This is a genomic window from Nocardia crassostreae (assembly GCF_001613405.1).
Classification (GTDB): domain Bacteria; phylum Actinomycetota; class Actinomycetes; order Mycobacteriales; family Mycobacteriaceae; genus Nocardia; species Nocardia crassostreae.
Genome location: NZ_BDCH01000012.1, coordinates 394,526 through 418,542 on the forward strand (window position 1 = coordinate 394,526; position 24,017 = coordinate 418,542).

Genomic DNA, 24,017 nt, shown 5'->3' on the forward strand with positions numbered 1-24,017 from the left:
CACATTCGAATACAGTGAAATGCCAGCAATTCAGGACGCTGCTCCCGACACCTTTCCGCGCCGAAACCCCCAGTGCGCCAGCGCTGTTGCCGTTACCCCCGAACTTGTCGGTGCCCTGCGATAGAAACATGGCAACGAAGGAAGGGGGATCGATGACCACCGCCTGGACCGCCGATCAGATCGCGGCGATCGCACCCGATGGCGCATCGCTCACCGCGGCCCGCAAACTGGGTGGCAAGTGGACCACCAGCGGCCGCCACGAGACCACTTTGTGGGGCCTGTGCAAGGGTAGCGGCAGCAAGCCGTATCAAACCATCGTCGATATTTCCGGCCCGGCCTACAAATGTTCCTGCCCGAGCCGGAAATTCCCGTGCAAGCACGCGCTCTCGCTTTTGCTGTGCTGGTCCGAGGGCGCGGTACCGGCCGCGGACGCGCCCGCCGATTTCGCCGCCGAATGGCTGGCGGGCCGCGCCGCCCGCGAGGCGAAAAAGGCCGCGCCCGAAGCGAAGTCGCGCCCGGCCAACTCCGCCACCGCGGATCAGCGCCAGGCCCGCGTCACCGTGGGCCTCGCCGACCTGGACACCTGGCTCACCGACCAGGTCCGCACCGGTCTGGCCCAGGCCGACCGCTCGCACCACGCCTTCGAAACCGTGGCCGCCCGCATGGTCGACGCCCAGGCCCCCGGCGTGGCCCTCACCCTGCGCCGGTTGCCGCGCCTGGCCACTCGCTCCGACTGGCCCGGGCAACTATTGCGCGAATACGCCCGCCTGCACCTGCTCGCCACCGCGCACCGCCGCCTGGCCGACCTCTCCCCCGCCCTGCAATCCAGCATCCGCACCCATATCGGCTACCCGGTCCCCGCGGAATCCGTGCGCGCCGAACCCGCCGTCCGCGATCACTGGATGGTCCTGGGCCTGCACAGCTCCGTCGAGGACAATCTGCACACCCGCCGCGTCTGGCTGCGCGGCCGCACCACGGCCCGCTGGGCCCTGCTCATCGACCACAGCCACGGCAGCCCCAGCTTCCCGCCCGACACCCCGCCCCTCGGCTTTCAAGTAGACGCCTACCTGCACTTCTACCCGAATGCCGCGCCCCTGCGCGCCCTCTGGGGCGCCCGCCACGCCACCCCCGAACCCGTCACCACGTCGACGCCACACCGTTCCGCCACGGCGACAGCTGATCCCGTCGCCGCAGGCGGTACCGCGCCGACCACCGTGCTCGGTGCCGGGAACGAGGGTTCGGCAGCTGACGACGGCGTCTCGGATCTCCGCTCTGGTGCGGCGGGCGAGGCGCGGTCAGGGAGTATCGCGGCGGCGCTGGCGGAGCATGCGCGGGCGCTGGGGGCCGATCCCTTTCTGCGCGGGTGGCCGGTCCTGCTGACGGACATCGTGCCGGTGCGGGGTGAAAAGGGCTGGTATGTCGTGGAATCCGAGGGGGCGTCGCTGCCGGTCGCGATCGGCGATGGCGAGCCGTGGCGGTTGCTGGGGTTCTCCGGCGGGCATCCGGTCACGCTGATCGGTGAATGGACCGTCGACGGTCTCGTTCCCGTGGCGGCGCTCGCCGCCGGAGCAGTGGTGGATGTGCTTGTCGGGGACGGTAGTTCGCGCGGCATGCCGAGCGGGATACCGATCGAGTTCGACGGCGGCGCGGGCGGGGCGGAGCTGGTGTCCACCGCACTGGTCGGGACGGCTCGCCGCAGTGGCGAGCAGACAGGGCTGGCCGCGCCGGTGGCGGCGGTCGCCGGGCGACTGACCCGGGAACCCGCGGCTGCCTTGCTCGAATCCGTTGCGCTGCAGGACTGTTTCGCACGCGGCGGGTTCATCGCCGGGTCGGCGGACCGGGACGGCGTCGCCGACGCGGATCCGCGGCCGTTGCTGCCGCAGGCCGCAGCGGCCCGGCTGGCCGCCCTGCTCAGTGACAATTCGCCATTCCTCGAGGAATGGTTCGCCGTCGCGGCCGAGCGGGACTTCCGGGCTCCGGACGCATTGAGCAGAATCCTGTTGGATCGGGCCAAATCACTTGCACCGCACCGGGAACCGCTGCTGCGACTGGCGGGGGCTCGGGGCCGGTGGCTGGCCGGGCAGCATCCCGGATGGCGCACGCTGGTGCGGGCGGCGGCCGAGGACGAAGGGGTGTGGGCGCACGGGCGAGCCGCCGAGCGGCGGGCCTGGCTGGCGCAGTTGCGGCAACGGGATCCAGGGGCGGCGCGGGCCGCGCTGTCCAGCAGCTGGGGCACCGAGTCCGGGCCCGGGAAAATGGAATTGCTGGCGGTGCTGGCCGACGGGCTGTCGCTCGAGGATGAACGGCTGCTGGAGGAGGCCCTCGACGATCGGCGTGCAAAGGTGCGGCGGCTGGCGGCGGATCTGCTCGGGCGACTGCCGGATTCGGCGTTCGCGGGGCGGATGGCCGCGCGGGCCGGGGCCTGGCTGAGCTTCGGGCAGCGGTTGCGGCAGCCGCAGTTGACCACCACCGGGCCGGGGGTGCTCGATGATGCCGCGCGGCGCGATGGTGTCGGGGATGCCTTCGGGTACACCGCGTATCGGGCCGACGGCGCACCGGATCTGGCGGCCGAATGGCTGCACCGGGTGGTGGCGGCGACGCCGCTGTCGCACTGGGAGCGGGTGCTCGGGCCGCCGCAGCAGGCTGTGCGCGCGCCCATGGCCGAGGGGGTGCGCGGGCCGATGTTCTCGGGCTGGGCGGATGCCGCACTGGCCCAACGGGATTCGCAGTGGGACGGGGCGTTGTTCGGCACCTTCGGAACACCCGAGGCGGGCGAGGTGGACAGCGAGAAGCTGCGCGAGCTGTTCGCGCTGCAGCCCGAGGCGGAGCAGGTGCGGCATTTGCGCAGGCTGGACTCCAGCTGGCTCGCCGAGATCGAATCCCTGCTGCGCGCCATGCCGCATCCGTGGCCCGGCGCCATGGCCGAGCATGTGCTGCGGCTGCTGCTGGAGCGCGCGCAGTTGTCCGCCGACCGGCCGGGCGCACCGAGTCTGGTGCCGGGCTCGTATCGCACCCTCTTCCGCGCCGCCTCCGCCCATTTCCCGGTGGACGTGGCCGCCATGGTGACCGGAATCGCCCGCAAATGCGGAGACCCCTACTGGGAGCAGGCTTTCGACCAGCTCGCCCACGACCTAATTCAACGCAAGACGATGCTCGAGGAGTTGACGTGACCATCACCGACGAACGCGAAACCCTGCTCCGCCCGCACGCCGAACAGGCCTTCGCCGATGAACTCGCCGCGCTGGCGGCGGCCGACGATCGGCCCCGCCCGCCGTCCTGGAAACTGTCGCCGTGGGCGGTGGTCACCTATCTGCTCGGCGGGACTCTCGCCGACGGCACCGTGATCAGCCCCAAATACGTCGGCCCGCGCCGCCTCATGGAGGTCGCCGTCGCCACCCTCGCCACCGATCGCGCACTGCTGCTCATCGGCGTGCCCGGCACCGCCAAGACCTGGGTGTCCGAACATCTCGCGGCCGCGGTGGCCGGGCAGTCCACGCTGCTGGTGCAGGGCACCTCGGGCACCGCGGAGGAGAGGCCATTCGCTACGGTTGGAACTATGCCCGCCTGCTGGCCGAGGGGCCCAGCGAGGCGGCGCTGGTGCCCTCGCCGATCATGACGGCCATGCGCGCCGGGTCCATCGCCCGGCTCGAGGAGCTCACCCGCATTCCCTCGGACGTGCAGGACGCGCTCATTACCGTGCTGTCGGAGAAGACGCTGCCGGTGCCCGAGCTCGGCACGGAAGTGCAGGCGGCCAAGGGGTTCAATCTCATCGCCACCGCCAATGACCGCGACCGCGGCGTCAACGAGCTGTCCTCCGCGCTGCGGCGGCGCTTCAATACCGTGGTGCTGCCGCTGCCCGCCGGTGAGGACGAGGAGGTCGCGATCGTGGCCCGCCGCGTCGAACAGCTCGGCGCCGCACTGGAATTGCCCGCCGTGCCCGCCGCCGCGGAGGAGGTGCGGCGCGTGGTGCGGGTCTTCCGGGAACTGCGCTCCGGTATGACCGCCGACGGGCGCACCAAGCTGAAGTCGCCGTCGGGCACGCTGTCGACCGCCGAGGCCATTTCGGTGATCACCAATGGCCTCGCGCTCGCGGCGCATTTCGGGGACGGCGTGCTGCGCGCCTCCGATATCGCGGGCGCGGTGCCGGGCGCGGTCATCAAGGATCCGGTCACGGATTCGGTGGTGTGGACCGAATACCTGGAGGCCGTGGTCCGCCAGCGCACCGAATGGTCCGACTTCTACCGGGCCTGCCGCGAGGTGAACGAGTGAGCACAGCATCGCGCAGCGATTCCTCGGGGGGTGGCGGCCGGGCGACGGGTGGGCGTCGTCCCGATAACGCCGTGGGGGCGGAGACCCGGATCTTCGGTATCCGTCACCACGGCCCCGGCTCGGCGCGCTCGCTGCGCCTGGCGCTCGAAAAGTTCGGTCCCGACACGATTCTCATCGAAGGCCCGGCCGATGCCGACCCGCTCATCGGGTACGCCTCGGCCGCGGGGATGGAGCCGCCGGTCGCCCTGCTCGGCTATCAGCCGGATCAGCCGTCCAAGGCCGCCATGTGGCCCTTCGCGGTGTTCTCGCCGGAATGGCAGGCCCTGGGCTATGCGGCGGAAAACGTTGTGGCCGTGGGCTTCTGCGATCTGCCCGCGGCGACGACGCTGGCCATGAACGACGAACCGGGCGACTGGACCGATCCGCTGGCCCTGCTGGCGGCCGCGGGCGGGTACGACGATGCCGAGCGCTGGTGGGACGCCATTGTCGAATCAACCTCGGACGCCGATATTTTCGCCGCCGTCAACGAGGTGATGGCGGCGCTGCGGGAGCACGCCGAGCAGGACACCGGCGAAACCGAGGCGGCCACCGGTGATTTCGAGCCCGGTGCGGCCGATCCCGCCGCGCGGCCGATCAACCCGGCCACGCAGCGGATCGTGGTCGATCCGCACACCCTGCGGCGCGAGGCGCATATGCGGCAGGTCATGCGCAAGGCGCTCAAGGACGGCGCACAGCGGCTGGCCGTGGTGTGCGGCGCCTGGCACGCACCGGCATTGGAGGGCCCGCTCGGCCCGGCCACGGCCGATACCCGGCTGCTCAAGGGCCTGCCCAAGGGCAAGGCCACGCTGACCTGGGTGCCGTGGACGCATTCCCGCCTGGCCAGCTCCTCCGGCTACGGCGCGGGCATCACCTCACCCGGCTGGTACCACCACCTGTTCACGCAGACCGACCAGCCCATCACCCGCTGGCTCACCAAGGTGGCGGGCATGCTGCGGCAGCATGATCTGCCGGTGTCGAGCGCGCACATCATCGAATCCGTCCGGCTGGCGGAGACTCTCGCCATCCTGCGCGAGCGTCCCCTGGCCGGTCTGTCCGAGGTGACCGAGGCGACGCGGGCGGTGCTGTGCGATGGTGACGAGACCATGCTGCGGCTGGTCAGCACCGAACTCGTGGTCGGCGAGGCCATGGGCGCGGTGCCCGACGGGACGCCGACGGTGCCCCTCGAAGCCGATCTGCGCGCGCAGATCAAAACACTGCGGCTCAAACAGCAGGTCCTCGAGAAGCATCTCGATCTGGACCTGCGCACCGACGGCGGGGTCGCGAGATCCCGCCTGCTGCACCGGCTCCGGCTGCTCGGCATCGACTGGGGCAGGCTCACCGACGGTCAGGTCCGCAATACCGGCACCTTCCGGGAGACCTGGACGCTGCAATGGCGACCGGAGCTCGCGGTCGCCGTGGTGGAGGCGGCGCGCTGGGGCACCACCCTGCGGACCGCCGCCGAGGCCAAGATCCTGGATCTGGTGGCGGCGCCCGACGCCAAGGTGGGTCAGGTCGCCGCCGCGCTGGAATCGGTGCTGCTCGCCGATCTGGGCGGTGCGACAGACGGGCTCATCGCCCGACTGGAATCGGTCGCGGCCCTGGATCACGATGTCACCCACCTGCTCGCGGCCCTGCCCGGAGTGCTGCGCACGCTCCGCTACGGCGATGTGCGCGGCACCGACACCGCGGCGCTCACCCGGGTCGCCGACAGCCTGCTGGTCCGCGGCTGCGCGGGCCTGCCCGGCGCGGTCACCGGCCTGGACGGCGATGCCGCCGCGGAGCTCCGCGCCCTGATCGACGCGGTGCACCAGGCGCTGTCGGCGCGCAATGACGAATGGGCCACCGCCACATGGCAATCCGCGCTACAGGGCCTGGCCGACCGCGACGATGTCCACGGCGGGCTGTCCGGCCGCGCCGTGGGGCTGCTCTGCGATGCCGAACGCATCGGTGCGGAGGAATCCGCCCGTCGACTATCGGCGGCGCTCTCGGTGGGCCGCACCGCGGCCGACAAGGCGGCCTGGATCGACGGATTCCTCGGCGGCCGCGGGCTGCTGCTGGTGCACGACCGGAACCTGTTGTCCCTCATCGACACCTGGCTGTGCGCCCTGGACGAACCGCAATTCGTCATCACCCTCCCGCTGCTGCGCCGCACCTTCGGCGCCTTCGAATCCGGTGAACGCCAGGCCATCGGCCAAGCGGTACGCCACGGTGCACCGGCCGCCTCGGCCCCGGCGACCACCGAGTACGACATCCCTCGCGGCGAGATCGCCCTGCGCGCCGCCGCCGAAATCCTGGGCATGGCCTGATGAACGAAGGGAATGCCATGACCGAGACCGACGAACTGCAATCGCGCCGTTGGCGTCTGGTGCTCGGCGGCGCGGCCGAATCCGGCCTGGGCGCCCTCGGCGCCGCCGACGATGTGGCCATGGACCGCGCGCTGGGCGCGCTCTACGACTCGGACGGGCAACGCGCCCGAGGCGGCCGCCGTTCCGGCGGCCTGGGCGGCTCCGCACCCCAGGTGGCCCGCTGGCTCGGCGATATCCGCCGCTATTTCCCGTCCACGGTGGTTGAGGTCATGCAGCGCGATGCCGTAGACCGCCTCAACCTCACCGAGCTCCTGCTGGAACCGGAACTCCTGGAAGCGGTCGAACCCGACGTCCACCTCGTCGGCACCCTGCTCAGCCTCAACCGCGTCATGCCCGAGACCACCAAGGCCACCGCCCGCATGGTCGTCGAAAAAGTGGTCCGCGAAATCGAACGCCGCCTGGCCGCCCAAACCGTCGCCGCCGTCGGCGGCGCCCTCAACCGCGCCGCGAAAACCTCCCGCCCCAAACTGCGAGATATCGACTGGAACAGCACAATCCGCAAGAACCTCGCCAACTACCTCCCCGAGCACAAGACGGTCGTCCCCGAAAAGCTGGTCGGCTACGGCCGTAAAGCCCAAGCGGTCCGCCGCGACGTGGTCCTCGCCATCGACCAATCCGGCTCCATGGCCTCCAGCGTCGTCTATGCCTCGGTCTTCGGCGCGGTCCTCGCCACCATGCGCTCCCTGAAGACTTCTCTCGTCGTCTTCGACACCGCAGTGGTCGACCTCACCGAGAAACTCGCCGACCCCGTGGACGTCCTCTTCGGCACCCAGTTGGGCGGCGGCACCGACATCAACCGAGCCATCGCCTACTCCCAATCCCTCATCACCCGCCCGGCGGACATCCTCTTCGTCCTCATCTCCGACCTCTACGAGGGCGGAGTCCGAGCCGAAATGCTCCGCCGCATCCGCACCATGAAAGAAGCCGGAGTCCAGGTGGTAGTCCTGCTCGCTCTCTCCGACAAAGGCGCCCCTGCCTACGACCGAGACAACGCCGCCGCCCTGAACGCCCTGGGTGTCCCTGCGTTCGCCTGCACCCCCGACCGCTTCCCCGACCTGCTCGCGGTCGCGCTGGACAAGGGAGATGTCGGGGCGTGGGCACACGCCAACGCCGGACGCGCTGCCACTACGGCTGAGCGCTGACCCAGCCTCGGTCGTCGATCGCCATCACCGACTCTTTCGTCACTGCGGCATGGTCGCCGAACCTGATCACACCGACGACACTCGGCCATCGCACAGCCTGAACGGGCTTCCCGTCCTTGACAAACAGATAGAACTCCGGCGGGTCGTACTCATCCCCGTGGGACTCCGGCAGGTTCTTCCAACAGCTGGCCGTTTCCGCTTTCTTGTTCAGCTTGCCCGAAGTGGTGTTCGTCTGTACCTCGACAAGCCGATCCCAGTCGTCTGACCAACCAGCTGCCCGCGTGACCTCGACCATCAAGAAGGGCTCGGTGCGCTTCTTCGAGCGCTCCAGTTCGGCGTTGAAACGCTCACCGGATCCGAGTACTTCAGCATTGTTGAGCAGATCGAACGTCGCGGAGCAGACAGGCTCGGCGACGCCCTGATTCGCCAGGCTGGAACAGCCGCTGAGGAGTCCTGCGACAGCGGTGGCGAAAGCAATACTTCGAATCGTGTGCATCGGCCTCATCACTGGGTCGGAAGGGGAACGTAAGTGCCTGGGGGCAGGCCAGTATCGACCTCGGGTATACCGTTCTGACCGCCACTCCAACCGATCTGAGGGTCACCACCGTCACCCTTCGTACCGATGACGATCGCCTGCCCCTGGTTGACCGCCGCCTGCACCTCGCTCTTCAGGTTCTCGGCGGTAACGCCGGGCCTGGTGGCGATCTCACGGCCCAGATTGTTGTTGTAGAGGTCCATCGCTTCGCGGTGCGAAGGCTAGCCACCGGTCAATTCATGCGATGTGGCGTAGGCATTGGCGAAGTCCTCACCGAATCGGTCGGTCATCAGCGCGTTCCAGTACGTGTGGCGGAACGCGTCGCCCTGACCGTCGTTGATGGAATTCGGGTACAGCTCCTCGGCGGTGCTCACCGCCTGGTTCTTGATGTTGTAGAAGTCCTGCAACGCGAAGGGGCCCTGGGTGTTGAACAGCGCCGTCAGGACGGCTGCTTCGGGAACGGTCATCTGCTCCGGCTTGAAGTCCGGATTCCAGACGAGGATGGTCTCCAAGATCATGCCGCTCGGCCACACCACCGTCTCCGCGGTGCCCACCTGATTGTCGAGCAGAATGCTGGCAAGTTTCTCATCCGTCGGGATATTGGCCAACCCCAGCTTCACGGTCTTCGTCAGATCCTCGAGAACACCGGCGATTTGCGCGATGCCCGCATCGGTCACCCGAATCTCCGCCAGGGCCTCTCGGAAGATCTTGGCGATGGCCATGATCTCCAGCTCTTTCTTGGCGACCGCGGAAATGGGATACCACCAATTGGCCTTCGCCGTCTCCCAATTCGATTTGCGCGACATCACATCGCCGTGATCGGTATAGAACAAATCCCATTCCGAGGCTTCGGTCGCCACGACCGCCGCTTTGATCTTGGCGATCTCGATCTGGAACGTATTGACAATGGGTGTGATCCGGCCCGCGAGCGTCTCGTAGACATCGACGGTGCCCAGCCCGTCGGTCTTCTCGGCCGCGGCGCGTTCGCGGGCCTTGTTTCCGCCCTCACCGATGAAGTACTCGTCCGACTTGGCGAACTCCCCGGCGGCCGCGGTCATTTCGGCCTCGATCTCCGGCCGGACCTTCTGCAGGGTGGTGACGACATCGCGGAGATGGCTCAGATTCCACCCGAGCACCACCGGCACGGTCAGCTTGGATCCCTCGTCATCGCTCATTTCGGAAACCGTTCCGCATTACCCGCGTCCATGGCCTCGGCCGCGGTCGCGGCGGCGTCGGTGGTGTCCGCGATCTGTCCCAGCGTGCGGACATGGTATTTGGTCAGCACTATATCCAGCGTTTTCAACGTTTCCTCGACCGCGACCGCGATCGACGAGTGCAGCATGCCGTTGCCCGCGGTGCTGCGGGCGGCGTCACGGCTGGTTCCCGCCACGGGAGTCTTGCCCGAAATGGCATTCGCGCGGTCCCGGACGTAGGTGGCCAGCGTGCGCATCTTCTCCGGGTCGAAAGCGACCGTCATCTTTCCCGGCCCCTCACATCGAGAACGTGATCGGAGTCGGACGCGGATCGTCGTCCCACTCGGCGGGGGAGAGCACCGCCGCGGCCGGACGCGGGGCGGTCAACTCCTCGAACACCCGCCGGGCCGCGGCTTCGACGTCCTCGCTGGCCTTGCGGTGCAGGGCGGCGATCACCCGCGCGAGATTCGCGGGCTCCGCGCCCATGGCATGCGGCGCGATCCGAATGTCCGTGATCATCTTGTAGGCGTCGACCTCGACGGATACGGTTCCGCCATTGGACTGTGCCCGGCTCCGCACCTTGCCTATCGCCTCGTCGATCCGCTCGGCGCGATGCACGTCCTCGACCATCCCCACCCTTCCAAAACCCTTCGGCTGCAAGCCGATCCTCAGAACCCCGATCGACGTTCAAAAAACGTACTGGACGGGCATCAATCAGGCAATCTGCCCTGATGGCGGGCACTGTCCGCGTCGGACCGAGGAGGCGGGAGGGCGGACGCTGATACGCTGCCAGCGGATCTGTCTCGTGGAAACGGGGGCTCGGCTTTGCACCCTGGTGATGTGTTCGCCGGTTACGTCATCGAACGCGAGCTCGGTCGCGGCGGTATGGGGTCGGTTTATCTGGCTCGGCATCCACGGCTGCCGCGGAAGACCGCGTTGAAGTTGCTGAATCAGGAGATGTTCTCCGATGAGGAGATTCGTGCTCGGTTCGTCCGGGAGGCGGATCTCGTCGCGCAGTTGGATCATCCGAATATCGTCACGGTGTACGACCGGGGGACCGAGGGTGAGCAGCTGTGGATCTCGATGCAGTACATCGACGGGGTGAATGCCTCGGCGGTGAATCCGGGATCGCTGCCGCCCATGCGGGCGGCGCAGATCATCGGGGAGACGACCAAGGCGCTGGATTACGCGCATGGGCGGGGCGTGCTGCATCGGGATGTGAAACCGGCGAACATTCTGCTGGCCCGGGCTTCGGCGGGGGCCAGCGGGGAGCGGGTGTATCTCACCGACTTCGGTATCGCGCGGCTGCGGGACGACACCGGGCATCTCACGCAGACCGGGACCGTGACCGCCACGCTGGCGTACGCCTCGCCCGAGCAGCTCACCGGCGCGACCATTGACGGCCGGTCCGATCAGTACGCGCTGGCGTGCACCATGTTCCAGCTGCTCACGGGGCGGTGCCGTTCGAGGGCACCAGCCCGGCGGCGGTGATTCGCGGGCGCTGTCCAAGCGGCCGCAGGATCGGTTCCGGTCCTGCGTCGAGTTCGCGACGGCCGTCGAGCACGCCCTGTCGGCCCCGGCCGCACCGCCGCGCCCGCCGACGCCGGTGCGGCCACAGCCCATCGTGCAACCGCAGGGCGTACCACCCCGGCCGCCGACGCCCGCGCGGCCGCAGCAAGTGGTTTCGCCGCCGCAGTCCGCACCGCGACCGGTGACGGGCCCCGCGCGCCGGGTACGGGTCCGGGCTATCCGAATCCGGCGCCCGTACCGTCCTATTCGACGCCGCCGCCCAGCCAGCGGTCGTCGTATTTGCCCCCGTCGACCTCGGGTCCCGGCTATCAGAGCCCGCAGTATCAGAACCGGCCGACGCCGCCGCCGACGTTCCGGCCGCAGCAGGAGAGTTCGGCCCCGGTCGGTTTGATCATCGCCGGTGTCACCGCGGTGATCATCATCCTGATCATTGCCGGTGCGGTCATCCTGGCCCGTTAAGCCCTAGACGAGTCAATCATGACGTCAGTCTGCCGACCCATGCGACTGGCGAAGGGAAGACGGAAGTTGATGGTGTCCGGGTATGTTCAGATGGTGGAGCACGTCCCGCTCGCAAGCAACCAAGTTGGGGTGTGACGGTTCAGGGCCGTCAAGGCGTTCCTGGCGACGAGCGGCGCATCGATTCTCTGCTGCATCTCGATCTGGCGAATGAATGCCGTGTCCGAGGTGATCAGGGCGCGGGTGTGATCAGCCGCAGCACCCGCCGCCGCAGCATCCACTACCCGCGGACGCGGTCGGCATCGGCGCGCTGCCCCCACCGCTGCTGACGACCCCAAACGTGGTCAGCAACTTCACGCTGTCCTCGTGCCCCTGCGGGCAGGTCGCCGGATCTGACGCTTCGGCCATAGGACGGTTCTTCTCGAAGGTGTCGCCGCAGCTGCGGCATCGGTATGCATAATTCGGCACACGCCCAGGGTATGCGCTGGCGAATGGTAAGCGCTGGCAGGCAATCTGATCGGGGGCGAAGGGAAGCTGGCGTGTCGCTCGGCTGGCCTTGTTGTGTCGCGACCGACCCACCTAGCCTCGAACGCATGATCGAAAGACTGGTGATGTCGTGCTGACAGGGCGTAAGTATCGCCTTGCCTTGACTACCCCGCAGGCCGAATACGCCGAGCAGGTTGGCGCGGCATGCCGAGCGGTCTGGAACACCGGACTAGAACAGCGACGTGAATACCGGCGGCGAGGCGCACTTTTGAACTACGTGTCGCAAGCCCGAGAGCTCGCTGAAGCCAAGTTGGAGCATGAGTGGCTGAAAATTGCCCCTGGTCACTGCCTCCAGCAGACGCTCATGGATCTGGACAGAGCATGTCAGGATCAGGGACCGTTCAAAGTCCGGTGGCGTTCGGCACGACTGTGGCAGCCGTCGTTCCGGTTTCCTGAGGGCTCGAAAATTCAGGTGGAGCGCTTGAACCGGCGGTGGGGGCGGGTGAAGTTGCCAAAGTTCGGTTGGGTCCGGTTCCGCTGGACCAAGGCGTTGGGTGGTGCGATCCGATCGGCCACCGTGTCTCGCGATGGGCAGCATTGGTATATCTCCTTCCTTGTCGAGACTGGGGTCTGCACACCCGAGCAGCACGCCCGGCCGAATACAGCGGTCGGCGTGGACCGAGGCGTGATAGTCGCGGTTGCGTGTTCGGACGGTCGGACCCGGAACCGTGCGTTCACTTCCGATGGAGAACGAATCCGGCGGCGACGGCTTCAGCAGAAACTCGCCCGGCAACCGAAGTGTTCGGCGAATCGTCGGAAGACCCGTGCGGCGTTGCATGAGTTGAAGCTGCGAGAACGCGACAGGCGAAAGGACTTCACTGCATGGACAGCCAACCGGATCGCTACCGCGAACGCTCTTGTTGTGCTGGAAGCCCTGCGAACCCGGGATATGACGGCTTCGGCGCGGGGAACCATCAACGAACCGGGTAGGAATGTCGCACAGAAATCAGGATTGAATCGTGCCATTCTGGACAAAGGTTGGCATCTGTTCGAGCTCGCTCTGCGCAGCGTCGCCCGTCTGACTGGTACGGAGGTTGTGAAGGTGTCGGCAGCGTACACGTCGCAAACGTGTTCTAGCTGCCGCAGCGTGGACCCACGGTCGCGTGAGAGCCAAGCGCGGTTCCGGTGCACCAGTTGCGGACACAGCGAGAATGCGGACGTCAACGCTGCTAAGAACATACTGGCCGCCGGGCTGGCGGTCACAGCCTGTGGAGACCTCGCCATTGGGCGGTTTGTGAAGCAGGAACCAGCGGGAAAACCGTGAGGTATTACCGCTCCAATCCGTGTAGCGGATTGGAATCCCCGCCCTCGGGTAGGGAGGAGGTCAATTACGGAGTACGAGGAAGTCAAGGTCTGTCCGATATGAGCACTCGGTTCTTCGACACGATGTCCCAGGAGGACACCGATCCGGTGGCACGAACCGGATCCGGCGAGGTGAGAGGCCGTAGACAGGGTCCGGTCGCGGTGTGGCGGGGCATTCCCTATGCCGCCGACGCGGGCGGCGCGAACCGCTTCCGGCTGCCGCAGCCACCGCCGTCCTGGGAGGGTGTGCGCGACTGCGCGGAGTTCGGCGAGGTGGCGCCGCAGAGCGCCGGATTCGTCCCGGTGGATTCCGGGCTGCGCATGGGCGAGGACTGTCTCTGGCTGAATGTCTGGGCTCCTGCCGAACCCGCCGCGGAGCCGCGTCCGGTCATGGTGTGGATCCACGGCGGCGCGTTCTGCCTGGGCACCGCCGCGCAGGCCATCTACGACGGCCGCCGGTTGGCCGAGACCGGCGGCGTCATCGTGGTCGGGGTGAACTACCGGCTGGGCGCGCTCGGCTTCCTCGATCTGTCCTCGCTGGGACCGGAGTTCGTCCCCAATCTGGGCCTGCACGATCAGCTCGCCGCCCTGGAGTGGGTGCGCGACAATATCGCGGCCTTCGGCGGCGATCCGGGCAATGTGACCGTCTTCGGCGAATCCTCCGGCGCGGGCTGCGTCACCGCCCTGCTCACCGCGCCCCGGGCGGCCGGGCTGTTCCACCGGGCCATCGCCCAATCCCCGCCCGCCACCACGGTATTCGGCCCGGGCTATGCCGCGGGCGTGGCCAAGCGCTTCCTGGAGATCCTGGAACTGGGCGCCGAGCATGCCGGAGAGCTCCTCGATATGCCGATCGAGCGGCTGATCACCGGCGCGGGCATCCTGCTCGACGAGGTGCCCACCCGCGAGCCGGGCCGCCTGGCCGCCGCGCCGGTGGTGGACGGCGAGCTGCTGCCCGCCTATCCGAGCGAGCGCTTCCAGGAGGGGCGTTCGCATCGCGTGCCGTTGATCATCGGCACCAACAAGGACGAGGCCTCGCTGTTCCGGGTGTTCCGCTCGCCCATCATGCCGGTCACCCCGGACGCGGTGAACGCCATGCTGCGCGGGGTGGCGGCCGAGCATCCCGGCATGTCACCGGAGCGTATTGCCGAAATCGCCTCCGCCTACGGTGATCTGAGCAATCCGCGCAGCGCTATGATCATGTCCACCGATGCCGCCTTCCGAATGCCCGCGCACTGGGTCGCGAACGCGCACTCCGCGCATTCGCCGACCTGGATGTATCGCTTCGACCATGCCACCCCCATGTTGAAGGCGGCCCGCGTCGGCGCCGGTCACGCCACCGAATTGCCGTACATCTTCGGCAATTTCGGCTCCTTCGACTACGACCCGTCCTTCTGGCTGGTCGGACGCAAAGCGGCACAGGAGATTTCGGGCCGCATGATGCGCCGCTGGCTGGCCTTCGCCGAGCACGGGGTGCCCGCCGCCCTGGACGGCTCCAAGCACTGGCCGCCCTATCAGGCGAGCACCCGCAACACCCTGGTCGTCGATGCCGTCGACCGGGTCCTGGCCGATCCGGACCACGACCGCAATTCGGTCTGGGGCGGCGAGGTCGTCGGCTTCTACTAGCGCCCGTCACGCCGCGGCGGGCGCGCGGTGACCCAGCCGTACGGGCATACGGGCGTACCCGTGCAGGTTGTGCAGCGGCCGTCGCTGCGGCGTGCCCGAGAGTTCCAGTCCCGGAAAGCGTTCGAACAGCGACCGCAGCGCGTGCGCGCCCTCCATGCGCGCCAGGCTCGCGCCCAGACAGCTGTGGATACCGCTCGAGAACGCCAGGTGCTCCCTGGCATTTGGCCGGGTGATATCGAACCGGTTGGGCTCCTCGAACATCTTCGGATCCCGATTGGCCCCGGCCAGCGTCAGCGCCACCGCACTGCCCGCGCGCAGGGTGACGCCATCCAGCTCCACATCGCACAGCGCCACCCGGGCGGTGGACTGCACCGGCGGATCGAAGCGCAGGATCTCCTCCACGGCCTGCGGCCACAGCTCCGGCTCCGCCCGCAGCAGCGCCAGCTGCTCGGGATGTGAAAGCAGTTGCACCACACCATTGCCGATGAGGTTGACGGTGGTCTTGAAGCCCGCGCCCATGAGCAGCGTCGAGGTCGCCTTCAGTTCGCCGTCGTCCAGGTCACCGGCGGTGACCAGACTGGACAGGATGTCCTCGCCGGGTGTGCGCCGCAACTCGGCAATGTGCCGATCGAGATAGGTGTCCGCCGCGGCGATGGCCGCGGCCGCACCCCGCCAGGTGCGCCAGGAGACGCCGAAATCCAGTAGCGGCGTGACCTGTTCGCCCCAGCCCAGGAAGATCTCGCGGTCCTGCTCGGGGAAGCCGAGCATGCGCGAGATGGTGGCGATGGGCACCTGGGCGGCGAAGTCCGGGACCAGATCGGCGGAACCATTGTCGGGCAGGGCGTCCAGCAGCTCTGCGGTCACCGACACCACCCGGTCGCGCAATCGCCCGATGGCGCGCGGCGTGAAGGCCGCCGACACCGATTTGCGCAGCCGCGTGTGCTCCGGCGGATCGATCATGAGCATGGCGGGCGGCTCTACCGGACTGGCGGGCAGCGTCGCCGACCGCGCCACCTCGAGGAGCGTCGCGGGCGCGGGCAGCCGGTCCATGGTGAACGCCCCGAACCGGTTGTCGCGCAGGATGGCCCGGCACAGCTCGTAATCGGTGGTCACCCAGGTGAACGGGGTGGGCACCAGCCGCCCCCGCGCACACAGCGCCTCCAGGTGCGGATACGGATCGCGGATACCGTCGGCGCTGCCCATGAGCAGCGCGAAGGAATCACCCCGGCGGGCCTGCCAGCGCAGCAGCGCCCGCACCGCCCCGTGTTCGAGCCCCCATCGGAACCAGTACCGCGGCTTCATGATCGCTCGCTCAGACCGTGGCCGCGGCGCGACGGCCCAGCCTCGCGGGCATATGCGAATACCCGTGCAGGGTGAACAGCGGCCGACGTCGCGGCGTGCCCGCCAGCGCCAGGTCGGGGAAGCGGTCGAACAGCGCGCGCAGCGCGTAGGCGGCCTCCATCCGGGCCAGGCTCGCGCCGAGACAGACGTGGATACCGCTCGAGAACGACAGGTGATCCTTGGCGTTCGCGCGGGTGATGTCGAAGTGGTTCGGATCCTCGAAGACGTTCGGATCGCGATTGGCCCCGGCCAGTGACACCACGACCGTGCTGCCCCGGCGCAAGCGCACACCGCCGAACTCGTTGTCGGACAGGACGACCCGTCCGGTGGTCTGTACGTGCGCGTCTAAGCGCAGCACCTCTTCCACTGCCTGCGAACACAATTCGGGTTCCTCCCGCAGCCGAGCCAGTTGCTCGGGATGCGAAAGCAGTTGCACCACACCATTGCCGATGAGGTTGACGGTGGTCTCGAACCCCGCGCCCATGAGCAGGCTCGCGGTGGCCTTCAATTCCGGATCGGTGAGATCGCCCGCCGCGACCAGGCTGGACAGGATGTCCTCGCCCGGCTCCCGGCGCAATCGGGCAATGTGCTCGTCCAAGTAGTTGTCCATGGTCTGCATGGAGACCAGCGCATCCCGCCAGGTGCGCCAGGAGATGCCCAGATCCAGCAGCGGGCTCATGGCATCCCCCCACGCCAGGAACTCCCCGCGCTTGGCGGCCGGGAAGCCCAGCATGTCGGCGATGATGGCGATCGGCACCTGGGCGGCGTAGGCGCCGACCAGATCGGCGGCGCCATTGTCGGGCAGCGCGTCGAGCAACTCGGCGGTCACCGATTCCACCCGATCGCGTAATCGGCCGATGGCGCGCGGCGTGAAGGCCGCCGAGACCGATTTGCGCAGCCGGGTGTGCTCCGGCGGATCGGTCATGAGCATGGACGGCGGCTCCACCGGATTGGCGGGCATGGGCGCGGAGCGAATGAACCGGCGCAGCGGTCCGGGCACCGCCACCGCCTCGATGGCGAAGACGCCGAAGCGGTTGTCGCGCAGCATGGCCCGCGACAGTTCGTAGTCGGCGGTCATCCAGCTCAGCGGGGAGCGCACCATCCGGCCCTGGGCGCGCACGCCCTCGATGATCGGGTACGGGTCGTGCAGTCCGGCGGCGCTGGCGTGCAGTCGCGCGAAGGCATCACCGCGGCGGGCCTGTAGCCGCATGCCGTAGCGCGCTATGCCTTGTTCGGAGAACCATCGGACCCAGTAGCGCGGGCTGACCATCGCTGACTCCCTCGTCGTCGGATGGTCTCCACGGTACGGAAATCCAGTGGGGTGGAAAACATCCCGAGGAGGGAACGAACGCTCCTACCGGGGTAGGACTCGGGTACGCTGTGCGATCCTCTCAAGAACGCTGTGCGGTCACCCGCTCCGAGGCGACACGGCGCTCCTGCGCGGCCGTGTCCGGGTTGCTGACCTGCACCAATGACGCGCCCGCCGCGAGTACCGCGATGAAACCGTCGATCAGTTCGGCCGGGGTGTCCCAGGATGTCGTCGACAGCACCCGATCACCGGCGGTGAACCCCTGCCGAGCGGCCGATTTCCGTGCCGCTTCCAGCGCTTCCGAGACCGACATGCCGTCCAGCGCGCAGCCGATGCCGCCGGGCCGGAACTGATCGCCGTGCACGCGCACCGAGGTAGCGTAATCGGTGATTCCAATCGGCAGATCGCGAACCGGCATGCCCATGGGATCCAGCGACAGCGCCGCGATCTCCGGAATATCCCCGGCCTCGTCGATGCGGTCCGCGGTGACCAGCGCCAGTTCGGCGTCCTGATCGGCGTGCAGCACCACCTCCACACCGGCCCACCAGCAGCCCAGCAGGACGGCCGCGGTCTGCCAGTGCGCGGGCAGCAGCACGGCCACCCGGCTGCCCGAGGACAGCCCGAATTCGTCGCCGATCATATTGGCGGTCTTGGCCGCCCAGCTGGCCAGCGTGAGCGCGGACAGTTCGATGCGCGCACCGGTGGCGTCGTCGTAATAGGTGATGCGCGGGCCCGCCGGATCGCGGGCTAGGATGGGGTCGAGCACCGCTTCGGTGAGGGTCTCGTTCAGTTCACGCATTTGGGTCCGTTCTGCCCTGCATCTATAGGTGGAGCCGGGGGTACCGGCGTCATGGTGGACGAGCTGGTGAACATGCCCGTCTCACCGCTCGCCGTCGCCGAACCCGGACCAGAGTAGTCACTTGCCAGCACCACCCGGACCGCCCCCTGCGCCAGCCCGGCCTCGGAGATCACCGGCAGGCCGCCCAGGGCCTGCGCCACCGCCCGCGCCTTCGGATCGCCCGCGCTGGCGGCCAGCACCCGGCTGCTCTGGATCGGCCCGCCGATCCAGTTGTCCACGGTGCCGGTGCGGAAACCCTTGGCGGCCAGGGCCTGCGCCGCCTGCCCGGCCAGTCCGCCGAGTCCGCTGGCGTTGTACACATCGGCGGTGACGGTCGAGGGATCGACGCCGCCGGTTTCGGCGTAGGAGTCCTTGTCCTCGCCGACCATTTTCGCGACGTACTTCTGCACGGCGACGGGATCGACCCGCACCACCGATTCGCCGTCATCGGTCCAGCCGTTGAGATCCTTGACCGGAATGGTCTCGAACTTCACCTGCCCGCCGGACAGGTCCTGCAACTGCTGCAGGAAGGCCAGCACATCCCAGTCGTCGTCGAGCACCACCGTGCGGCCCACCGCGGTGCTGAGCTCCTGCAACCGCCCCGGATTGGTGAGCGTCTTGGCGCTGAGCACCTGGTGCACCAGCTGCGCCATGTACACCTGCTGGCGCACGATCCGGTCCAGATCGCCGCGCGGCAGCTCGTGTCGCTGCCGGACGAAGCTCAAAGCCTGTGCGCCGTCCAGCCTTTGCCGCCCGGCCGGGAAGTCCGCGCCCGACATGGGCTCGTAGACCGCATTGTTCAGGCACACCTCGACGCCGCCCACGGCATCGGTGAGCAGGACGAAACCGAGCAGCCCGACCTCGGCGTAGTGATCGACGGTCAGGCCGGTGAGGGTGGCGACCGATTTGATGAGCGCCTGCCGCCCGGCGAGGGTGGACTTCTGATCGGCCTCGGCGGGATCGACGCCCTTGTCGAGGAGCTTCTGCTGCTCGTTCAGTTTGGTGGTGCCGTACGCGGAGTTGATCTTGCCCATGCCGAGGCCCGGGATATCGACGTACGAATCGCGCGGAATCGAGATGGCCGTCGCGGATTCGCCGTTGTTGGGCACCCGGATGAGCACGATGGTGTCGGTATTGAGCCCGACCTCGTCGCCCGCGTGCAGCATGGCGCGCTCGTCGTCGGTGAGCGGATTGCTGTGCGCGTCGGTGCGGCTGTCGATGCCCACCATGAGAATGTCGACCGCGCCGTCCTTGCCCCCGCCCAGGCCCAGATTGCCGATCCGGTTGATGCTCGACACCAGCTGATCCACGCTGTGCCAGCCGAACCCGGTGGCCACCAGCACCAGCACCGCGGCCGCCGCCGAGAGTGCCCGCAGCGGCGTCATGCGGAGCCCGCGCGTCCGCGATCCGGCCGGGCGGCGCGACGGTAGCGGCGCGGATGCCATTGTGCTGTCCGGCAACCCCTGATCCTTTCCCGTATGCGGACGACCGCACCCCGCGATCGAGGTGGTGCCGATGGAATGCCCCTTAGGGCAGGCTAGACGGACGGTCGTTCATGTCGGTGTAGCCCGCGCTCCGTGAGTCGTGCCCGGCCCGCGCGGGCGGCTGGCCGCGCACGGCATTCCCGCAGGTGGGCCGGAGGTGCGCGGTAGCGTCCGGACATGCCAGACTGACCGCCGTGAATTCCGCCTCCGTGACACCGATCACCGCGCGGCTCGTGGTGACGGGCGCGCGCGGGCAACTGGGCCGCGCCCTGCTGCGGCTCGCGCCCGGCGCGCGCGGATACGGCCGCGACGACCTCGACATTGTCGACGCCGCCTCGGTGCGCGCGGTGGTCCGGCCCGGGGACGTGGTGCTCAACTGCGCCGCCCATACCGCTGTCGACCTGGCCGAATCAGAGGTGGACGCGGCGTTCGCGGGCAATGCCACCGGCCCGGCGGTGCTGGCGTCGGCGTGTGCCGAGGCGGGTGCGCGGCTCATCCACATCTCCACCGATTACGTGTTCCCTGGCACATCGGACCGGCCCTACGAGCCCACCGATCCGACCGGTCCGTCCACTGTGTACGGCCGCTCGAAACTGGCCGGAGAGCAGGCGGTACTGGAGCTTTCGCCCGATTCGCGCATTGTCCGAACAGCCTGGGTCTACACCGGGCAGGGGAGTGACTTCGTCGCCACCATGCGGCGGCTGGAACGTGAGCGCGAGACGATCACCGTGGTCGACGATCAAATCGGAACGCCCACCTACGCACCGGATCTCGCGGCCGGTCTGATCGAGCTTGCGCAGCGGTTGCTGGAACCGGGTGAGCATGCGGAGATTCCGCGAATTCTGCACGCCACCAATGCTGGACAGGCCAGTTGGTTCGATTTTGCCCGGGCCGTCTTCGCGGGCCTCGGGGCCGATCCGGACCGCGTACATCCTTGCGGCACCGCGGATTTCCCCAGACCGGCGCCGCGCCCGGCGTATTCGGTGCTGTCCGGCCGATCCTGGGCCGCCGCCGGGCTCACCCCGCTGCGGGACTGGCACGAGGCCTTGAACGACGCACTGCACGCCATCTCCGACTAGGCTGGGCGTCCGTGAGCCCCTCGGATTCTGCTGGACGGCCGACTATCGCCGTCGTCACGGTGACCTACTCGCCCGGTGAGCACCTGGAACACTTCATCAGCACGCTAGCCACCGCAACCAGCGAGAAGCCGCAGGTCATCCTGGCCGACAATGGTTCCACCGACGGCGTGCCGGAACTGGTCGCCGAGGCCAACGCACACGTGCGGCTGCTGAACACCGGCGGCAATATCGGCTACGGCGGGGCCATCAACCGGGCGGTCGCCGAGATCGATCCGGATATCGAGTTCATCGTCATCTCCAACCCGGATATCCGCTGGGGCACCGATTCGCTCGACGAGCTGCTCGCCGCCGCCCGCCGCTGGCCGCGCGCCGGGGCCCTGGGCCCCATGGTGCTGGAGCCGGACGGCAGCGTCTACCCGTCCGCCCGCTCGGTGCCCGGCCTGCTCGACGGCGCGGGCCACGCCATCCTCGGCACCGTCTGGCCCGGCAACCCCTGGACGCGGCGCTACCGCCAGGAGAACGAGCAGATCTCCGAGCGCACCGTGGGCTGGCTGTCCGGCTCGTGTCTGCTGGTGCGGCGCGCCGCCTTCGATTCCATCGACGGCTTCGACTCCCGTTACTTCATGTACATGGAAGATGTGGACTTCGGCGACCGCATGGGCAAGGCGGGCTGGCACAATGTTTTCGTGCCGTCCGCGGAGGTCACGCACGCCAAAGGGCACGCCGCGGGTCGCCACCCGGAAACCATGCTCCCGGCGCATCACGCCAGCGCCTACCGTTTCCAGGCCGACCGGCATCCGCACTGGTGGCAGGCTCCGCTGCGGGTCGCGCTGAAGGCTGGACTTGCGATCCGCTGCAAGCTTGCGGTTCGATCTGCGCTGCGCGAACGCGACGCCGCGCGCGGCAATTCCTGACCACCTGACAGCAGGGGAGAAGATGGCGAACAACGGCAATGATGCCGGGTCGACGGATGCGGTCATCCTGGTCGGGGGCCAGGGCACCCGCCTGCGTCCGCTGACCCTGTCCGCCCCCAAGCCGATGCTGCCCACGGCCGGACTGCCGTTCCTGCAGCATCTGCTGGCGCGCATAGCCGACGCCGGTATCGGACACGTCGTCCTGGGCACCTCCTACAAGGCGGAGGTGTTCGAGGACCACTTCGGCGACGGCTCCGAACTCGGTCTCGAGATCGACTACGTCTTCGAGAACCAGCCGCTGGGCACCGGCGGGGGCATTCGCAATGTGCTGCCCAAGCTGCGCGCCGACACCGTCATGGTGTTCAACGGCGATGTGCTCGGCGGCACCGATCTGGGCGCGGTGCTGGAGACCCACCACACCTCCAATGCCGATGTCACCCTGCACCTGGTGCGGGTGAGCGATCCGCGCGCCTTCGGCTGCGTGCCCACCGACGAGACCGGCAAGGTCACCGCGTTCCTGGAGAAGACCCAGGATCCGCCGACCGATCAGATCAATGCGGGTTGCTACGTCTTCCGCCGCGAATACATCGAGAAGATTCCGGCGGGCCGTCCGGTGTCGGTGGAGCGGGAGGTCTTCCCGGCGCTGCTGACCGAGGGCGCGCACATCCAGGGCCATGTCGACACCTCCTACTGGCGCGATATGGGCACCCCGGAGGATTTCGTGCGCGGCTCCGCGGATCTGGTGCGCGGTATCGCCCCCTCGCCCGCGCTGCCGGGTCAGCGGGGTGAATCGCTGGTGCACAATGGCGCCGGTGTCGCCCCGGGCGCGCTGCTCATCGGGGGCACCGTGGTCGGCCGCGGCGCCGAGGTCGGCGCGGGAGCGCGGCTCGACGGCGCGATCCTCTTCGACGGTGCGGTGGTGGAAGCCGGTGCGACCGTGGAACGTTCGATCATCGGCTTCGGTGCCAAGATCGGCCCGCGCGCCCTGGTGCGCGATGCCGTGATCGGTGACGGCGCGGAGGTCGGGGCGCGTTGCGAACTACTACGCGGTGCACGGGTGTGGCCGGGAGTGAATATCCCGGACGGCGGCATCCGCTTCTCCACCGACGTATAGAACAGCTGCCGCACAATGCAATCGGCCGCTCGCACTGCGAGCGGCCGATTGCGTTTCGACGGTCGGGCTAGCCGAACGAGGCGGCGAGCACCGGGACATTCAGCTGGCGAGCGGTGCCCTCCATGCACGGGCCGAACACCGCGCCGGAATCGGGTCCGGCCTGGGTGATGGTCACGGCTCCGCCATCCGCGATGGGCACAGTCTTGGTCGAGGACGGCGGGGTCGGGCCGCCCGCCACGTGGTACGGGCCGGAAACGCTGTGGGTTTGACCATTGCCCCAGATGAGCTGGCCGTTGAAGTTGCCGTTCACATCGAAGCAACTGCCGTCGCCCTGGAAATCTCCGACGAACTTGGCGGTTTGACCGGGTGTTCCAGTGCAACCGGTCAGCTGTCCATCGACCTGTGCGGTGATCGGCCCCGCATTCATACTGATGGGGCTGGTGTTCATATTGAGTTGACCACCTGAGCAGGATCCTTGGATCGGCGCGGCCTGCGCCGGTCCGGCGGCAATGATCGCGGGGGCGAACAGCGCGCCCAGGGCGAGGGCGGCGGCTGCGGATTTTCGCACTGACATTGCGGGCCTTTCCCTTTCGTCGATTCGGGTAACTCGTTGTCACGCCGTGCGAGAAAGTGCTGGTAAAGCCACGTGCAGATCAGTGATTCTAGATCAGGAAGCCCACTTCTCCGGGTTCAGGTGGTACTGCACCAGGGCCGTGGCGTGGCCGTGCCCCAAGCCGTGGTCGGTCTTGAGCAGGTTGACCAGATCCTTGTGGCCGGTCACGCCGGTCTCCCGGAGCACGGCGAACCACTCGTCGATGGTCCGGCCGTACTTGGCCTCGATGGAGGGGAAGTAGGAAGCGGGGCCGTGCGGCTTGGCGGTCGCCATGGGGATCTCCTTGGTCCGTGTGGTGTCGAACTGGAGACGGCCGACCCCGCC

Annotated in this window: 22 protein-coding genes and 1 pseudogene; 11 read left to right on the forward strand and 12 right to left on the reverse strand. The window is 68.3% G+C overall.

The features are described from left to right. Positions 1–152 precede the first annotated feature (152 nt). From NC4_RS43855 to NC4_RS08645, 4 genes and pseudogenes are all read left to right on the forward strand, one after another. Positions 153–3,170: an SWIM zinc finger family protein gene (locus NC4_RS43855; protein WP_067534750.1), complete on the forward strand. Its 3,018-nt coding sequence runs from the start codon at positions 153–155 to the stop codon at positions 3,168–3,170. Then, positions 3,167–4,269 (forward strand): annotated as a pseudogene (locus NC4_RS08635) (ATP-binding protein). The gene NC4_RS43855 and the pseudogene NC4_RS08635 overlap by 4 nt, the downstream one beginning before the upstream one ends. 71 nt (positions 4,270–4,340) lie before the next feature. Continuing rightward, on the forward strand, positions 4,341–6,614 hold the full coding sequence (locus NC4_RS08640; RefSeq protein ID WP_067534753.1) for a DUF5682 family protein: 2,274 nt from the start codon (positions 4,341–4,343) through the stop codon (positions 6,612–6,614). 17 nt (positions 6,615–6,631) lie between these two features. Beyond that, on the forward strand, positions 6,632–7,816 hold the full coding sequence (locus NC4_RS08645) for a VWA domain-containing protein (RefSeq protein WP_067535987.1): 1,185 nt from the start codon (positions 6,632–6,634) through the stop codon (positions 7,814–7,816). Here NC4_RS08645 and NC4_RS08650 read toward each other — a convergent pair. Genes NC4_RS08650 through NC4_RS08670 form a run of 5 tightly spaced genes read right to left on the reverse strand, consistent with a single transcriptional unit; the run spans position 7,800 to position 10,174 of the window. Then, complete coding sequence (locus NC4_RS08650) at positions 7,800–8,312, reverse strand: hypothetical protein (protein ID WP_067534756.1); 513 nt, start codon at positions 8,310–8,312, stop codon at positions 7,800–7,802. The two genes, NC4_RS08645 and NC4_RS08650, sit on opposite strands and share 17 nt — an antisense overlap. A gap of 8 nt (positions 8,313–8,320) precedes the next feature. Continuing rightward, positions 8,321–8,554 (reverse strand): hypothetical protein, encoded by a 234-nt coding sequence (locus NC4_RS08655; RefSeq protein WP_067534759.1) that lies wholly within the window; start codon positions 8,552–8,554, stop codon positions 8,321–8,323. An 18-nt stretch (positions 8,555–8,572) separates the two neighbouring features. Next, positions 8,573–9,526 (reverse strand): DUF6973 domain-containing protein, encoded by a 954-nt coding sequence (locus NC4_RS08660; protein WP_067534762.1) that lies wholly within the window; start codon positions 9,524–9,526, stop codon positions 8,573–8,575. Continuing rightward, entirely contained in the window at positions 9,523–9,828 is a 306-nt protein-coding gene (locus NC4_RS08665; protein ID WP_067534765.1) for a hypothetical protein, read from the reverse strand. Before NC4_RS08665 ends, NC4_RS08660 begins: the two co-directional genes overlap by 4 nt. 13 nt (positions 9,829–9,841) lie before the next feature. Then, a complete protein-coding gene (locus NC4_RS08670) occupies positions 9,842–10,174 on the reverse strand; it encodes a YbaB/EbfC family nucleoid-associated protein (protein WP_067534766.1) in 333 nt (110 codons plus the stop codon). A gap of 210 nt (positions 10,175–10,384) precedes the next feature. Between NC4_RS08670 and NC4_RS42300 the strand changes: the two genes are divergently transcribed. Next, positions 10,385–11,035: a serine/threonine-protein kinase gene (locus NC4_RS42300; RefSeq protein WP_067534769.1), complete on the forward strand. Its 651-nt coding sequence runs from the start codon at positions 10,385–10,387 to the stop codon at positions 11,033–11,035. 318 nt (positions 11,036–11,353) lie between these two features. Next, complete coding sequence (locus NC4_RS42305) at positions 11,354–11,533, forward strand: hypothetical protein (protein WP_067534772.1); 180 nt, start codon at positions 11,354–11,356, stop codon at positions 11,531–11,533. A 246-nt stretch (positions 11,534–11,779) separates the two neighbouring features. Here the strand turns inward: NC4_RS42305 and NC4_RS38785 are convergent, their stop codons facing one another. Then, positions 11,780–12,109 (reverse strand): FmdB family zinc ribbon protein, encoded by a 330-nt coding sequence (locus NC4_RS38785; protein ID WP_369690704.1) that lies wholly within the window; start codon positions 12,107–12,109, stop codon positions 11,780–11,782. Positions 12,110–12,146: 37 nt separating this feature from the next. On the opposite strand from NC4_RS38785, the gene NC4_RS38790 reads away from it, so the two are divergent. After that, positions 12,147–13,340: an RNA-guided endonuclease InsQ/TnpB family protein gene (locus NC4_RS38790; protein ID WP_084528698.1), complete on the forward strand. Its 1,194-nt coding sequence runs from the start codon at positions 12,147–12,149 to the stop codon at positions 13,338–13,340. A 98-nt stretch (positions 13,341–13,438) separates the two neighbouring features. Continuing rightward, a complete protein-coding gene (locus NC4_RS08690; protein WP_084528700.1) occupies positions 13,439–15,001 on the forward strand; it encodes a carboxylesterase/lipase family protein in 1,563 nt (520 codons plus the stop codon). Between the two features lie 6 nt (positions 15,002–15,007). On the opposite strand, the gene NC4_RS08695 is transcribed toward NC4_RS08690, so the two are convergent. The 4 genes from NC4_RS08695 to NC4_RS08710 form a co-directional block, all read right to left on the reverse strand. Next, positions 15,008–16,303 (reverse strand): cytochrome P450, encoded by a 1,296-nt coding sequence (locus NC4_RS08695; RefSeq protein WP_067534778.1) that lies wholly within the window; start codon positions 16,301–16,303, stop codon positions 15,008–15,010. 10 nt (positions 16,304–16,313) lie between these two features. After that, positions 16,314–17,612 (reverse strand): cytochrome P450, encoded by a 1,299-nt coding sequence (locus tag NC4_RS08700; RefSeq protein WP_067534781.1) that lies wholly within the window; start codon positions 17,610–17,612, stop codon positions 16,314–16,316. Between the two features lie 121 nt (positions 17,613–17,733). Beyond that, complete coding sequence (locus NC4_RS08705) at positions 17,734–18,450, reverse strand: TIGR03089 family protein (RefSeq protein WP_067534783.1); 717 nt, start codon at positions 18,448–18,450, stop codon at positions 17,734–17,736. Then, positions 18,438–19,874, reverse strand: coding sequence for an LCP family protein (locus NC4_RS08710; RefSeq protein WP_067534786.1), 1,437 nt, complete (start codon positions 19,872–19,874; stop codon positions 18,438–18,440). The genes NC4_RS08705 and NC4_RS08710 overlap by 13 nt, the downstream gene beginning before the upstream one ends. Before the next feature lie 293 nt (positions 19,875–20,167). On the opposite strand from NC4_RS08710, the gene rfbD reads away from it, so the two are divergent. Genes rfbD through manB form a run of 3 tightly spaced genes read left to right on the forward strand, consistent with a single transcriptional unit; the run spans position 20,168 to position 23,080 of the window. Continuing rightward, the gene (gene rfbD, locus NC4_RS08715) at positions 20,168–21,052 is read left to right on the forward strand and encodes a dTDP-4-dehydrorhamnose reductase (RefSeq protein ID WP_084528704.1); all 885 of its coding nucleotides are present in this window, start codon (positions 20,168–20,170) and stop codon (positions 21,050–21,052) included. A gap of 11 nt (positions 21,053–21,063) precedes the next feature. Next, complete coding sequence (locus NC4_RS08720) at positions 21,064–21,966, forward strand: glycosyltransferase family 2 protein (protein WP_067534789.1); 903 nt, start codon at positions 21,064–21,066, stop codon at positions 21,964–21,966. Positions 21,967–21,988: 22 nt separating this feature from the next. Further along, positions 21,989–23,080, forward strand: coding sequence for a mannose-1-phosphate guanylyltransferase (gene manB, locus NC4_RS08725; protein ID WP_067534792.1), 1,092 nt, complete (start codon positions 21,989–21,991; stop codon positions 23,078–23,080). 67 nt (positions 23,081–23,147) lie between these two features. Here the strand turns inward: manB and NC4_RS08730 are convergent, their stop codons facing one another. Continuing rightward, positions 23,148–23,654, reverse strand: coding sequence for a hypothetical protein (locus NC4_RS08730; RefSeq protein ID WP_157554394.1), 507 nt, complete (start codon positions 23,652–23,654; stop codon positions 23,148–23,150). A gap of 93 nt (positions 23,655–23,747) precedes the next feature. Then, positions 23,748–23,966: a DUF4287 domain-containing protein gene (locus NC4_RS08735; protein WP_067535996.1), complete on the reverse strand. Its 219-nt coding sequence runs from the start codon at positions 23,964–23,966 to the stop codon at positions 23,748–23,750. Between the last annotated feature and the right edge of the window lie 51 nt (positions 23,967–24,017).

Bases quoted from the DNA above. Each gene is read 5' to 3' on its own strand.
- NC4_RS43855 (WP_067534750.1), top strand. From the start codon at position 153: ATGACCACCGCCTGGACCGCCGATCAGATCGCGGCGATCGCACCCGAT.
- NC4_RS08645 (WP_067535987.1), top strand. From the start codon at position 6,632: ATGACCGAGACCGACGAACTGCAATCGCGCCGTTGGCGTCTGGTGCTC.
- NC4_RS08650 (WP_067534756.1), bottom strand. From the start codon at position 8,312: ATGCACACGATTCGAAGTATTGCTTTCGCCACCGCTGTCGCAGGACTC.
- NC4_RS08655 (WP_067534759.1), bottom strand. From the start codon at position 8,554: ATGGACCTCTACAACAACAATCTGGGCCGTGAGATCGCCACCAGGCCC.
- NC4_RS08660 (WP_067534762.1), bottom strand. From the start codon at position 9,526: ATGAGCGATGACGAGGGATCCAAGCTGACCGTGCCGGTGGTGCTCGGG.
- NC4_RS08665 (WP_067534765.1), bottom strand. From the start codon at position 9,828: ATGACGGTCGCTTTCGACCCGGAGAAGATGCGCACGCTGGCCACCTAC.
- NC4_RS08670 (WP_067534766.1), bottom strand. From the start codon at position 10,174: ATGGTCGAGGACGTGCATCGCGCCGAGCGGATCGACGAGGCGATAGGC.
- NC4_RS08690 (WP_084528700.1), top strand. From the start codon at position 13,439: ATGAGCACTCGGTTCTTCGACACGATGTCCCAGGAGGACACCGATCCG.
- NC4_RS08695 (WP_067534778.1), bottom strand. From the start codon at position 16,303: ATGAAGCCGCGGTACTGGTTCCGATGGGGGCTCGAACACGGGGCGGTG.
- NC4_RS08700 (WP_067534781.1), bottom strand. From the start codon at position 17,612: ATGGTCAGCCCGCGCTACTGGGTCCGATGGTTCTCCGAACAAGGCATA.
- NC4_RS08705 (WP_067534783.1), bottom strand. From the start codon at position 18,450: ATGCGTGAACTGAACGAGACCCTCACCGAAGCGGTGCTCGACCCCATC.
- NC4_RS08710 (WP_067534786.1), bottom strand. From the start codon at position 19,874: ATGACGCCGCTGCGGGCACTCTCGGCGGCGGCCGCGGTGCTGGTGCTG.
- manB (WP_067534792.1), top strand. From the start codon at position 21,989: ATGGCGAACAACGGCAATGATGCCGGGTCGACGGATGCGGTCATCCTG.
- NC4_RS08730 (WP_157554394.1), bottom strand. From the start codon at position 23,654: ATGTCAGTGCGAAAATCCGCAGCCGCCGCCCTCGCCCTGGGCGCGCTG.
- NC4_RS08735 (WP_067535996.1), bottom strand. From the start codon at position 23,966: ATGGCGACCGCCAAGCCGCACGGCCCCGCTTCCTACTTCCCCTCCATC.